This is a genomic window from Halorubrum distributum JCM 10118 (assembly GCF_000337335.1).
Taxonomy (GTDB): Archaea; Halobacteriota; Halobacteria; order Halobacteriales; family Haloferacaceae; genus Halorubrum; species Halorubrum distributum.
The window spans coordinates 26,935-38,804 of the sequence record NZ_AOJN01000015.1 but is presented as its reverse complement, the minus strand read 5'-3'; the positions used below and the strand labels follow the sequence as shown (position 1 = coordinate 38,804).

Below are 11,870 nucleotides of genomic sequence, written 5' to 3'. Positions count from 1 at the left end.
AATACGTTGTTAACAGTGAACGGACCGTTTCGTTCACCGCGGCCGACGGGGAGCTCTCGTACGCCCCGCCCTCGGAGGACGCCCCCGTGTCGATCCCGGTCGGCGACGTGACAGGCGTCGAGTTCGACCGGAACACCGCGTTCCTCCGGCACACGTTCCTCGGGCTGTTCTTCCTCCTCCTCTCTCTGGTCCTCACCGTCGGGATCGTCGCTGCCGTCTACCTCGGACAGGTCGAGACGCGGACCGACATCGCGTTCGCGGGGTTCTTCGGGCTCTTCGCGGTCGGCGGCTGGAACGTCACCTACGGCCTCCTCTCGCGGTCGAACCGCGAGGTGATCGACGTGTACATCACCACCGAGGAGCGGACGCACGTCCTCTGCGGAGAGCTGGCCGACGCGGAGTTCGTGGACGCGTGCGCGGAGCTCGTCGACTCCGACCTCCCCGCGACGAACCGCAATCCGAAACTCGAAGCCGAACTCGAATAGCGACGGGACCCGGCTCGTTACCGGCCCCGGAGGCCGCTTCGGCTTCGAGACCGCTCCCCGCGTCGGCGACTACTTCTCCGCCACGCTCGTCTGCATCCCTTCCGTGTTGAACGCGCTCCCGGCGCCCCCGTCGCCGAGGACGATCACGCCGGCGCCGGACCCCGTGATCGCCTCGAACTCCTCGATCGCCCGGTCCGCCGCCGTCTGCGCGTCGAGGCCATCGTCGAGGAAGTCGACGGCGCGCCGCGAGAGCGTGACGCGCGCGATGTCCTCGCCGGCGCCCGTCGCGCTCGCGCCGCCGGCCTCGGTACAGAAGAAGCCGGACCCGACCTGCGGCACGTCGCCGACGCGCCCGGCGAGCGCGAACGACCGACCGCCCGTCGAGGTCACCGCCGCGAACGTCTCGCCGTCGGTCGCGACCGCGCCGACCGTGTCGTGGTCGGGTGCTTCGGTCTCCGAGCGCCCCCCGGCCTGGTCGTCGCCCGAACCGAACCGGGAGGCGAGCCAGTCGAGGTGCTCGCGCGGCGACCCCCGCGGCGGGTCCTCCGCCTCGTAGCGCTCCCGCTTCTCGTCGGTGAGGAGGTCGACGCCGGTCTCGACGCCGAACTCGGCCGCGAGGTCGACCGCGTGTTCGCCCGAGACGAAGACGTGCGGCGTCTCCGAGTGAACGACGCGGGCGACGCTCGCCGCGTGCTCGACGCCGGGCATCGAGCAGGCCGCGCCGACCTCGCGGTCCGAGGTCATCACGCCGGCGTCGGTGCGGACGGCGCCGTCGGACTGGACCGCGCCGCCGACGCCCGCGTTGAACCGGGGGTCCGACTCGAGGACGCCGACCGCGGACTCGACCGCGTCGAGCGGCGAGGCGGCGTCTGCGCCGCGAGCGGCCGCGTCGTCGAGGACTGCCTGTCTGGGCTCCGGGTCGTCCGGCGCGCCGCCGGCGCCGCCGTGGACGATGACTCGCATACCGGAGGCTCCCGCGGCGGCCACATAAGCGCCCGGAAGCCGGCGGCGACCGCGGGGATCGTGGCGACCGGTGACGCCGGGGAGGCGACGGGCGGGCCCGCGGTTCGACCGCCTGCGTTTATACCTCGACCGCCCGAATCGCACGGCGTGACCGATTCGGAACCGACCGCGTCGCCGGCGAGTCCAACGCCGGTGTCGGTCCTGCTGCCGACCGTCCGCTGGACCGACGCCTGCGACGAGGTGGCGGAGCAGCTCCGCGGCCCCGAGGCGTTCGGCGGTGGGGAGGGCGACGGCGGCGACGGCGGGAAGGGCGACGGCGACGGGAAGAGCGACGACGGCGACGGCGGTCGGAACGCCGACGAACTGCTCGTGGTCTGCGACTCCCCGGACGACCCCGTCGCGGACCGGCGCGGCGACCTGCCGCCTCGCGTTCGGATCGTGACCGCCGGCGAGCCCGAGGGGTGTTCCGGGAAGGCAAACGCCATCGCGGCCGGGATGGAAGCCGCCGCGAACGCCCGGATCGCCTGGACGGACGACGACTTCCGCCATCCGTCCGACTGGCTGGCGACGCTCGACGCCGACTACGAGCGACGGGGACCGACCACGGAGGTCCCGGTGTTCGTCGGGCTCGACCCCCTCGCTCGGCTGTTCGAGCCGGCGTACGTGATCGGCGGGACGCTCGCGGTGTTCGCCGCCGGCGTCGCGTGGGGCGGCGCCGTGATCTTCGAGCGCGACGACCTCCGCGACGGGGAGGCGGCGTTCCTGCGGGACCTCCGGCGGACCGTCAGCGACGACGGGACGCTCACCGAACACCTCGACGTCTCGGCGGCGGACCGCACGCGGTACGTCCGGGCCGGCGGCTCGCTGCGGGGCTCGCTGGAGCGGTTCGTCCGCTTCCTGACGATCACCCGGTACCACGCGCCGCGGGCGACCGCGTTCAACGCCGCCTTCGGCGTCGTCATGGCCGCGCTCTGTCTGCTCGCGCCGATCGCCGGGGTCACGCTCGTCACGACGCTGGCGGGCGCCGCCTACGCCAGGTTCGGGATCCGGCGCGCGACGTTCCTCCTCGCGGCGCCCGGCGTCCTGATCGCCCCGCCGCTCATGGCGTACGCGCTCGCCCGGCAGACGTTCGTCTGGGGCGGGCGCCGCTACCGGTGGCGGTCGATGTTCGACGTCTCGGTCGAACCGGTCTGAGTCCGGGCGGGCGGCGACCGGTCCGGAACGCGATCGGGGCTGAGAACCGGCAAACGCTGCGAGCGCGACGCTCACGCCGAAAACGGCAGGCACTTTAAGGGCCCACAAGAATCCACGAACGTTCATGAGCTACGATAAGGTCGACGTCCCCGACGACGGCGAAGCCATCACGCTCGCCGACGAGGAGACCGGCGAGCTGAACGTTCCGTCCAACCCGATCGTCCCGATCATCCACGGCGACGGAATCGGCACCGACGTCGGGCCGGCCGCGCAGCAGGTACTCGACGCCGCCGCCGAGGCGACGGGCCGATCCATCGCGTGGATGCGCGTCTACGCCGGCTCCAGCGCCCGCGAGAAGTACGACGAGAACCTGCCCGAGGACACCGTCTCGGCCATCCGCGACCACCGCGTCGCGATCAAGGGGCCGCTGACGACCCCCGTCGGCGCCGGGTTCCGCTCGCTGAACGTCGCGCTCCGGCAGACGCTCGACCTGTACGCGAACGTCCGCCCGACCTACCACCTCGAGGGCGTCCCGTCGCCCGTCAAGAACCCCGAGGAGATGGACATGGTCACCTTCCGTGAGAACACGGAGGACGTCTACGCGGGCGTCGAGTGGGAGGCCGGCACCGACGAAGTCGAGCAGGTACGCGACTTCCTCGAGGACGACATGGGCATCGCGGACGTCATCCACGACGGCCCGGTCGGCATCGGCGTCAAGCCCATCTCCGAGTTCGGCTCGAAGCGCCTCGTCCGGGAGGCGATCGACTACGCGCTCGCCAACGACCGCGACTCGGTCACCCTCGTCCACAAGGGGAACATCATGAAGTTCACCGAGGGCGCCTTCCGCGACTGGGGCTACGAGGTCGCCGAGGAGGAGTACGGCGAGGACGTGATCACCGAGGACCAGCTCTGGGAGGACCACGACGGCGAGCAGCCCGAGGGTACCCTCGTCGTCAAGGACCGCATCGCGGACAACATGCTCCAGCAGCTGCTGACCCGCACCGACGAGTACGAGGTCATCGCGACGATGAACCTCAACGGCGACTACATGTCCGACGCCGCCGGCGCGCAGATCGGCGGCCTCGGCATCGCGCCCGGCGCCAACTTCGGCCACGGCCGCTGTCTGGCCGAGCCGGTCCACGGCTCCGCGCCCAAGTACGCCGGCGAGGACAAGGTGAACCCCACCGCGATGATCCTCTCGGGCCGCGAGATGCTCGACTACCTCGGCTGGTCCGACGCCGCGGACCTCGTTCGCGACGCCGTCGAGGAGACCATCGCCTCCGGGAAGGTCACCTACGACCTCCACCGCCAGATCGAGGGCGGCGAGAAGCTCGCGACCAGCGAGTTCGCGGACGCCGTCGTCGAGAAGATCGACGAGCTGGCGTAAGGCACGTATAAGAGCGTTTCTCGGCGGATCGCGGGCCGATCGGTCTCGGTATTTTTTCTCTCGTCTCGGCGTCGACTAGCAAGGATACTCCGTCGAACTGCTTTTTCAAGTGATTGCGACGACCACCTCCAAAGCCCCAGCCGCGAGGACTCGGTGCGGTCGCTGCGGTCCTCAGTCGCTCGTTTCACTCGCTCCTTGCGGTCCTTGCTTCCCGCGCCTTCGCCCTCGCGGCTGCCCCTTTGAGTCCCGCCCGACAGCGACCGCACAGCACCTCACGCCTCCCCAGCCTCGCCGCTCGCTCCCTCTGGTCGCTCGCGGCGTCCCTCGCGCGTGCTCCTCACGGCCTCCGCTTCGCTCCGGCCGTTCGCAGGCACGCGCCGACCACGGAGGCGAGGATACAAATCCGGGGGTCGCCTTGCGGCGGTATGGTAACCTTCCTCGCCGGGGGGACGGGCACGCCGAAGCTCCTCGACGGCGCGGCCCGGGTGTTCGAGTCGGCCGACACCGCGGTCGTCGCCAACACGGGCGACGACGTCGAGCTCGGCGGCCACCTCGTCTGCCCGGACGTCGACACGGTGCTGTTCGCGGGCGGCGGCGTCCTCGACCGCGAGACGTGGTGGGGGATCGACGGTGACACGACCGCGACCCACGAGGAGCTGCGGCGGCTCGCCGACGAGATCGGACTCGGAACGGCGCCCCGATACCTCGACGACGCCGCGCAGACCGCGGGCCGCGAGATCGCCCGGTGGCGGCGGTTCTCGGCGGTCGGCGAGTTCATGGAGATCGGCGACCGCGACCGCGCGGTCCACCTCACGCGCACGAGCCTGCTCGACGAGGGGAAGTCGCTCACGGAGGCGATTCGGACCCTCGCCGACGCGTTCGACCTCGACGTCGACCTCCTCCCGATGTCGGACGACCCCGTGGCGACGCTGGTCCACACCGAGGGCGGCGAGACGCTCCACTTCCAGGAGTACTGGGTCGCGCGGCGCGGCGAGCCGCCGGTCGCCGACGTGGAGTTCCGCGGCGCCGAGGACGCCGAGCCGACCGACGCCGTGTTCGAGGCCCTCACGGACCCGGTCGTGATCGGCCCCTCGAACCCCGTGACGAGCCTCGGCCCGATGCTGGCGCTGCCCGGGTTCGAGCGCGCGCTCCGGGAGACGCCGGTGGTCGCCGTCTCGCCGTTCGTCGGCGACGAGGTCTTCTCCGGGCCGGCCGCGGACCTGATGCGCGGCGTCGGCCGCGAGCCCTCGACGGCGGGCGTGGCCGACGCCTATCCCTTCGCGGACGCCTTCGTCCTCGACGACGACGATCCGACCGAGCTCGACCGACACGTCGAGCGGACCGACACGCGGATCGACGACGCGGACGACGCCGAGCGCGTCGCCCGCGCCTGCGAGCGCGCGCTGGCGGCGGTCACGGACGACGCGGCGGACGCGCCGCCGCCGCGGGAGGGCGCGGAGTGACGCGGAACGCAGACGGGAGCGAGGCGCCCGCGGACGAGGAACCGTTCCTCGTCGCCGCGAGCCTCAGCGGCGCCGCCGACGCCGAGTGGGCCCGCGACGCGGCCGAGCACGTCGACGCCGCGCTGCTCGGCGGGGTCGCGCTCGACCCGGCCAGCCGCGCCGCGGCCCGCGATCTCGTCGCGCGCGGCCGGTCCGAGTTCCTCCCGGCCGACCCGCTCGCGTTCGTCGCCGACCAGCTCGACGCGCTCGCGGACGCGCCGGTCCGTCCCGGGGTCAACGTCCGGAGCGCGACGCCGGACCCGATTCGAGCGGTCGCCGAGGTCTGCGCCGACCGCGGCGCGGTCTGCGAGGTCAACGCCCACTGCCGGCAGCCGGAGCTGCGCGCGGTCGGCTGCGGCGAGTCGCTGCTCCGCGAGCCCGAACGCCTCGCGCGGTACGTCGCCGCCGCGGCCGGGACGGGCGCGACGACGAGCGTGAAGGTCCGCGCCGAGGTGCCCGGCGTCGACCTCGTCGCCGTCGCGGAGCGCGCCGCCGCGGCCGGCGCGGACTGGCTCCACGTCGACGCGATGGACGCCGAAGCGGTGGTCGCGGATCTCGCTTCGGCGGTCGACGCGGCGCCCGCCGGCGGCGAGGCGGACGACCTCGCCGACCTGACGCTCGTCGCCAACAACGGCGTCCGGGGCCGCGAGACGGTCGCGGAGTACGCGGGACACGGGGCCGACGCGGTGAGCGTCGGGCGCCCGACGGAGGACCCGCCCGTCCTCGCGCGCGTCGCGGACGCGGTCGAGGAGTGGCGGGCGGGAACGCTCCGCCGGCGCGAGGACGAGACCGGGCCCGAACCGGAGGTCAGGCCGTGACCCGCGACGGGCGACGCGGGGAAGCGGCCGATGACCCCGTCGACGACGCGACGCTCGCGCTCCTGCTCGAGGTCGCCGGGACGCCGAAGCCCGGGAACGTCGACCGGCGCCGCGACCTCGACGACCTGCGGTTCGAGGCGTTCCTCGGCGGCGCCGTCGGCGCGCGCCCGGGGCTCGAACGGGCCGCACGCGCGGCGGACCCCGGCGCTCCATCGGTCGGGGACGCATTCGTGCGCGCCGTGGAAGGGATGGCCGCGCGCGCCGGCACGAACACGCAGTTCGGCTGCCTGCTGCTGTTGGTCCCGCTGGTCCGGGCGGCCGCGGACCCCGACCGGGAGCTCTCGCCCGACGCGCTCGACGCGGTCTGTCGGGCGACGAGCGTAGACGACGCCGTCGCGTTCTACCGCGCGTTCGAGGCCGTCGACGTCGCGGTCGACGACCCGCCGCCGGGCGCGGACGACCTCGACGTGCGCCGCGGGAGCGACGCCGAGCCCGCGCTCCGCGAGCGCCGGGCGACCCTGCGGGACGTGCTGGCGCTCTCCGTCGATCCGACGGACCCGGACCGGGTCGCCGACCGCAACGCCGCCGAGTGGACCGAGGGGTTCCCGCGGACGTTCCGCGCGGCCGAGTGGATCCTGACCGACGAGGGGCCGCTCGCCGACAGGGCGGCGCGGGCGTTCCTCGGGCTGCTCGCCGCGGAGCCCGACACGCTCGTCGCGTCGACGCTGGGGGCGGAGGCGGCGCGCGAGGCGAGCGAGCGGGCGGCCGCGCTGCTCGGCGTCGACTCGGAGGGGCCGGGGGGCGTCGGCGACGTCGACGCGATCCCGACCGACGCGGTCCACGGCGCCGACCTCGACACCGCGGAGTCGCTGGCAGAGAGATTCATCTCAGAAGGGATCAACCCCGGGACGACGGCCGACCTCACCTGCGCGGCGCTGTTCGTCGCGCTCCGGCGCGGCGCGGAGGTGGCGCCGTGAGCCAAGAGGGCGACGGGAGCGACGAAGGTGGCGGGCGCGACGAGCCGAGAGGGTTCGAGGGCGTCGCTCCCGACGGCTGGCCGGTCCCGCTCCGCGGCGTCACCGAGTCGGTGGTGACGACGCTCGGCCCGAACGGCCGGTGGAACGTCGCGGCGCTGGGACTCCACGCGCCCGAGACGGACGCGGACGGCGAGCCTGACAGTCCAGTCATCGCGCGCACCTACGGGCGCACCCGCACGTGGCGGAACTTCGAAGAGCGCGGGGGCGGCGTGGTCCAGTTCACCGTCGACCCGCGGACGTTCGTCGACGCGGCGCTCACCGTGCGGGAGGCAGGCGATCCGGTCCTCCCGAGCGCCGACGCGTGGGTCGAGGTCGACGCCGAGGAGGTCGCGGCCGAGACCGATGGGGACACAACGATTCGGACGTGGGAGCTGTCGCCGGTCGACTCGGCGGTCGTGAGCGAGCGCGTGCCGACCGTCAACCGGGGGTTCGGCGCGGTCGTCGACGCCACGGTGGCCGCCTCGCGGCTGGACGTGCCGGCGTTCGACACCGGGGAGCTGCTCGACCGCCTCCGCTACTTCGCCGACGTGGTCGACCGCTGCGGCGGGCCGGCCGAGCGCGAGGCGTTCGCGCGCATCGACGAGGCGACCGGGTGGCGCGAGCGCGCGGACGAGGCGTGACGGAGAGGAAACGAACCCCGCCGCGCCTCCGGCTCGCGGCCGCTCGCGGCGGAACGAACCCTTTTAGTTCGGGCCGCCGGTACCGCTCGGTATGGCCATCAAACCCAAGTACATCAAACAGCTCGGGAACGCCCTGCTGGAGCGGTATCCCGACTCGTTCAACACGGACTTCGAGACGAACAAGGAGAGCGTCACGGCCCTGACGACAGTCGAGTCGAAGGGCGTCCGGAACCGGATTGCCGGCTACGTCACCCAGAAGAAGGCGCAGGCGGCGAAGCACGCCTGACCGCTCGGTCCGAATCGTACTGGTTCTGCGGAGGGTCGCGGCCGCCCGACACGTTAAGTCCGGAGCCGCGGCCATCCCACCTCGATGGACGCGCTCGTGCGGCCGGTGGTCGACCCGACGTTCGCTGCGGGCGCGCTCGCGTTCCTGCTCGGCGGGGTCGCGCTCGGGACCGCGAGCGGGCTGGTGCCGGGACTCCACGCCAACAACTTCGCGCTGCTCCTCGCCGGGTTCGCCCCTTCGGTGCCGGCCGACCCGCTGTTCGTCGGTGTCGCGATGCTCGGCGCCGGCGTGGTCCACTCGTTTCTGGATATCGTCCCCGCGCTCGCGCTCGGCGTGCCCGACGCCGCGACCGCGGTCGCCGCGCTCCCCGGCCACCGCTTGGTGATCGCCGGTCGCGGTCGCGAGGCGCTCCGCCTCTCCGCGGTCGGCTCCGGGCTGGCGGTCGCGCTCGCGGTGCCGCTCGCGGTCCCGATCACGTGGCTGATGGTGCGGTGGTACCCGGCGCTGCGCGCGCACCTGCCGCTGCTGCTCGGGGGCGTCGTCGCCCTGCTCGTCCTCACCGAGTCGTCGCGCCGGGCAGCGGTCGGCGGGCTGCTCGCGTTCCTCGCGAGCGCCGCGCTCGGCTTCGCGACGCTCGACGCCGACCCCGCGGCGCCGCTGTCGACCGGGGGCGTCCTCGCGCCGCTCTTCGCCGGGCTGTTCGGCGTGCCGGTCCTCGTCGACGCGCTCGGCGGCGAGGGCGTCCCGCCGCAGGCGGACGCCCGGGTCGCGATGCGGGCGCGCGACCTCGGGACGAGCGCGGGCGCCGGCTCGCTCGCCGGCGCGGTGGTCGGCTACGTGCCGGGCGTGTCGGCCGCCATCGCCGCCGTCGCCGCGATGCCCGCGGTGCCGCGCGCGTCGGCCGACCGCGGGTTCGTCGTGGCGACGAGCGGCGCGAGCACGGCGAACACCGTCTTCGCGCTGTTCGCGCTCGTGGCCCTCGGAACGCCGCGAACGGGCGTGACCGTCGCGATCGACCGGGCCGGCGTGCCGTTCGCGCTGCCGATGCTCCTCGTCGCGGCCGCGACCGCCGCGTGCTTCGGCTTCGCCCTCGTCGTGCTCGTCGGCGACCCCTACCTCCGGATCGTCGGCAACGCCGATTACACCCGGCTCTCGGTCGGCGTGTTGGGGCTGCTCGGGCTCGTGTCGTACGCGTTCGCCGGGGCGTTCGGCGTCGGCGTCCTCCTCGTCGCGGGCGCGCTGGGCCTCTTCCCCCCGCGCGTCGGAGCGCGGCGCGTCCACCTGATGGGCGTGCTCATCGGCCCGCTGATGGTCGGGTGACCGGCGGGAGCGGCGCCGCCGCGGGGCCCGCGGACCGCCGGGAGCGCCTCGGTCGAGCGGCACGGTACCGGGGCGCACGGCGCGTTCCGGTGAAAAGAACAACGGTTAAAAGTCGCCGCCGGTAGGTACGTGTATGAGCCAGAGCGACTCTCAAGCGACCCCGCAGTGCGTCTCCTGTGGGATACAGGTGTCCGGCATGAACGCCGCGCGGTTCTCCTGCCCGGACTGCGGCGCCACCATCTACCGGTGCTCGAAGTGCCGGAAGCAGAGCAATCTCTACGAGTGCCACGACTGCGGCTTCCGGGGGCCGTAAGATGGGCGACGTCGCCGCCAAGATCAAGGTCATGCCGAACAGCCCCGACGTCGACCTCGACGACCTCCAGGACCGCCTCGAGGAGGTCCTCCCCGAGGGCGCGAAGATCCGCGGCTTCGAGCGCGACGACGTCGCGTTCGGGCTGGTCGCGCTCCTGCCGACCGTCATCGTCCCCGACGGCGCGGGCGGCACGGAGGCCGTCGAGGAGGCGTTCTCGCAGGTCGAGGAGGTCGAGTCCGTCGCGGTCGAGAACGTCGGTCGCCTGTAGAGAACAGAACCACCTGCCGCGTCGCCGACGGCGACGCTCGCGGTCCGATTCTTCGGTTTCGTTCGCTTCGCGAGCCCCCAGTCCGCCGTTTCTCGATGGCGCGCCTATCGCCCCGACTCGTAGAACTCCTCGCGGTAGACGCGCCCGAAGGCGTTGCGCCGGAGGGTGCTGGCCGCCGCGTCCGGTTCCTCCTGGTACGTCGCCGCGATCACCGTCTCCGCGAAGGGAACCGGGTGCCAGACGACGTTGTCGACGTTGTCGGAGCCGATCCGGACCACGTCATCGTCGTCGAACTCGCTGTCCGCGAGCCACTCGTCGAACTCGTCGCCCTCGCCGACGTGGACCGCGAGCAGCTCCGCGAACGTCGCGTCGCGGGCGGTCCGGATCACCTCGGGCGTGACGCGCTCGTCGTACTCGTCGGCGTCGAACGACATCGCCTTGGTCGCCTCGCGGACGACCACCTGCGCGACCGGCCCGACCTCCTCGTACCGTTCGAGCGCGTCGGCGCGGGTCTCCGGAGCGAACGTGCCTCTGGTCTCCATACGCGCGGTTGGCCGGGGGCGGGGAAGGGCGTTCCGCTACGCGTCGGTATCGGCGTCGGTGTCGCGGTCGTCGCCGCTCGGCTCGTCTCGCGCTTCCCGAGTCATCTCGCGCGCCTCGCGCAGCGCCTCGGCGACCTCGGGGTCGTCGACGGATTCGGGGTCCGGGACGCCGGCCCCGGGTGAGGAGTCGGAGTGATCGTGGTCGTGCGCGTGATCGTGGCCGGGCGAGTCCGCGTCCCCGCCCGAACCCATTCCCACGTCCGGGCGGCCGCGCGGGACGGTGTCCTCGAACACCTCCTCGTACTCGGCGGCGGCGGCGTGCGGCGTCACCTCGGCGGCGAGCTCCGCGGGCTCTCGCTCGCTCCAGTCGTCGACGCGCTCGTCGAGCCAGTCGGCGTGGTCGCCGCCGTGGAGCATCGCCGTGAACGCGAGGTGGTGCGCGAGGTGTTCGCCGTCGCGCTGCGGGGTGTCGCAGACGGGGCACGCGTATCCCATTATACGTCTGTATTGACCCGTGAGGCGTAAATCGGCGTCGAACGTTGTCGGAGCCGGTGATGTTTGTTTATAAACCATTCCGGCTGTGATGCGAGCGATACCGTCGAAGTTCCGGCTGCTCGGCTGTACGTCGTCGCCACCGCGGAGAACTCTTCCAAAGCCCCAGCCGTGGGGCGGGCGCACGCTCGCTGCGCGCTTCGGTCGCTCACTGCGTTCGCTCCCTCCAGTGCTTGCGTCGCCTGCGCCCGCCCCACGGCTGCCCCTTTGAGTCCCGCCCCGCACCGCACAGCACCTCACGCCTCCCCAGCCTCGCGGTTCGCTCGGGCTCCCTCCGGTCGCCCTCGCTCACCGCGTCCCTCGCGCGTGCTGTCTCGCGGCCTCCGCTTCGCTCCGGCCGCTCGCAGGCACGCAGGGAGGCGCGACGCGCCTCTGGCAGCCGGCGGCGTAGCCGCCGGCGACGCCACCGCACCGCGGCACTATTTATAAACGGCCACGCCGCCCGGGTTCGTTTATTTATATATTACTTCGCCGTCGAGGTCGGCCCTCCACCGGAAGCTGTCACGCGGGCTGACGCCACTATAACAGCAACTTTATCACTCGCACGGGGCGAAATTCGGGTAAGACTACTCCGTTAGGAGGT

14 protein-coding genes are annotated in these 11,870 nt (G+C 73.0%); 11 read left to right on the top strand and 3 right to left on the bottom strand.

The window, feature by feature from the left end; all coding sequences use genetic code 11:
• Nucleotides 1-86: 86 nt before the first annotated feature.
• Entirely contained in the window at nt 87-485 is a 399-nt protein-coding gene (locus C466_RS01515) for a hypothetical protein (protein ID WP_238992679.1), read from the top strand.
• Between the two features lie 69 nt (nt 486-554).
• Here the strand turns inward: C466_RS01515 and C466_RS01510 are convergent, their stop codons facing one another.
• Nucleotides 555-1,448 carry an isoaspartyl peptidase/L-asparaginase gene (locus C466_RS01510; RefSeq protein ID WP_004597294.1) on the bottom strand — a complete coding sequence of 298 codons (894 nt, stop codon included), beginning with the start codon at nt 1,446-1,448 and terminating at the stop codon, nt 555-557.
• 147 nt (nt 1,449-1,595) lie between these two features.
• Here C466_RS01510 and C466_RS01505 point away from each other — a divergent pair, with 147 nt between their 5' ends.
• The 10 genes from C466_RS01505 (at nt 1,596) to C466_RS01460 (ending at nt 10,193) form a co-directional block, all read left to right on the top strand.
• On the top strand, nt 1,596-2,642 hold the full coding sequence (locus tag C466_RS01505; protein ID WP_004597295.1) for a glycosyltransferase: 1,047 nt from the start codon (nt 1,596-1,598) through the stop codon (nt 2,640-2,642).
• Nucleotides 2,643-2,766: 124 nt separating this feature from the next.
• The gene (icd, locus tag C466_RS01500; protein WP_004597296.1) at nt 2,767-4,029 is read left to right on the top strand and encodes an isocitrate dehydrogenase (NADP(+)); all 1,263 of its coding nucleotides are present in this window, start codon (nt 2,767-2,769) and stop codon (nt 4,027-4,029) included.
• Between the two features lie 425 nt (nt 4,030-4,454).
• The gene (gene cofD / locus C466_RS01495; RefSeq protein WP_004597297.1) at nt 4,455-5,492 is read left to right on the top strand and encodes a 2-phospho-L-lactate transferase; all 1,038 of its coding nucleotides are present in this window, start codon (nt 4,455-4,457) and stop codon (nt 5,490-5,492) included.
• Nucleotides 5,489-6,349, top strand: a complete 861-nt coding sequence (locus tag C466_RS01490; RefSeq protein WP_004597298.1) for a tRNA-dihydrouridine synthase — start codon at nt 5,489-5,491, stop codon at nt 6,347-6,349. The genes cofD and C466_RS01490 overlap by 4 nt, the downstream gene beginning before the upstream one ends.
• Nucleotides 6,346-7,326, top strand: a complete 981-nt coding sequence (locus tag C466_RS01485) for a triphosphoribosyl-dephospho-CoA synthase (protein ID WP_004597299.1) — start codon at nt 6,346-6,348, stop codon at nt 7,324-7,326. The genes C466_RS01490 and C466_RS01485 overlap by 4 nt, the downstream gene beginning before the upstream one ends.
• Nucleotides 7,323-8,006: a DUF447 domain-containing protein gene (locus C466_RS01480; protein ID WP_004597300.1), complete on the top strand. Its 684-nt coding sequence runs from the start codon at nt 7,323-7,325 to the stop codon at nt 8,004-8,006. The genes C466_RS01485 and C466_RS01480 overlap by 4 nt, the downstream gene beginning before the upstream one ends.
• A 91-nt stretch (nt 8,007-8,097) precedes the next feature.
• Entirely contained in the window at nt 8,098-8,292 is a 195-nt protein-coding gene (locus C466_RS01475; protein WP_004597301.1) for a 30S ribosomal protein S17e, read from the top strand.
• An 84-nt stretch (nt 8,293-8,376) separates the two neighbouring features.
• Nucleotides 8,377-9,612, top strand: coding sequence for a tripartite tricarboxylate transporter permease (locus C466_RS01470; RefSeq protein ID WP_004597302.1), 1,236 nt, complete (start codon nt 8,377-8,379; stop codon nt 9,610-9,612).
• Between the two features lie 133 nt (nt 9,613-9,745).
• Nucleotides 9,746-9,925, top strand: a complete 180-nt coding sequence (locus C466_RS01465; protein WP_004597303.1) for an HVO_2753 family zinc finger protein — start codon at nt 9,746-9,748, stop codon at nt 9,923-9,925.
• Between the two features lies 1 nt (nt 9,926).
• Nucleotides 9,927-10,193, top strand: coding sequence for an elongation factor 1-beta (locus tag C466_RS01460; protein WP_004597304.1), 267 nt, complete (start codon nt 9,927-9,929; stop codon nt 10,191-10,193).
• 104 nt (nt 10,194-10,297) lie between these two features.
• Here the strand turns inward: C466_RS01460 and C466_RS01455 are convergent, their stop codons facing one another.
• Nucleotides 10,298-10,735: a DUF5809 family protein gene (locus tag C466_RS01455; RefSeq protein ID WP_004597305.1), complete on the bottom strand. Its 438-nt coding sequence runs from the start codon at nt 10,733-10,735 to the stop codon at nt 10,298-10,300.
• A gap of 36 nt (nt 10,736-10,771) precedes the next feature.
• Nucleotides 10,772-11,230 (bottom strand): DUF5810 domain-containing protein, encoded by a 459-nt coding sequence (locus tag C466_RS01450; RefSeq protein WP_004597306.1) that lies wholly within the window; start codon nt 11,228-11,230, stop codon nt 10,772-10,774.
• Between the last annotated feature and the right edge of the window lie 640 nt (nt 11,231-11,870).

Excerpts from the sequence above, each read along its gene's own strand:
- C466_RS01510 (WP_004597294.1), bottom strand. The coding sequence starts at position 1,448 with ATGCGAGTCATCGTCCACGGCGGCGCCGGCGGCGCGCCGGACGACCCG.
- icd (WP_004597296.1), top strand. The coding sequence starts at position 2,767 with ATGAGCTACGATAAGGTCGACGTCCCCGACGACGGCGAAGCCATCACG.
- cofD (WP_004597297.1), top strand. The coding sequence starts at position 4,455 with ATGGTAACCTTCCTCGCCGGGGGGACGGGCACGCCGAAGCTCCTCGAC.
- C466_RS01475 (WP_004597301.1), top strand. The coding sequence starts at position 8,098 with ATGGCCATCAAACCCAAGTACATCAAACAGCTCGGGAACGCCCTGCTG.
- C466_RS01470 (WP_004597302.1), top strand. The coding sequence starts at position 8,377 with ATGGACGCGCTCGTGCGGCCGGTGGTCGACCCGACGTTCGCTGCGGGC.
- C466_RS01465 (WP_004597303.1), top strand. The coding sequence starts at position 9,746 with ATGAGCCAGAGCGACTCTCAAGCGACCCCGCAGTGCGTCTCCTGTGGG.
- C466_RS01460 (WP_004597304.1), top strand. The coding sequence starts at position 9,927 with ATGGGCGACGTCGCCGCCAAGATCAAGGTCATGCCGAACAGCCCCGAC.
- C466_RS01455 (WP_004597305.1), bottom strand. The coding sequence starts at position 10,735 with ATGGAGACCAGAGGCACGTTCGCTCCGGAGACCCGCGCCGACGCGCTC.
- C466_RS01450 (WP_004597306.1), bottom strand. The coding sequence starts at position 11,230 with ATGGGATACGCGTGCCCCGTCTGCGACACCCCGCAGCGCGACGGCGAA.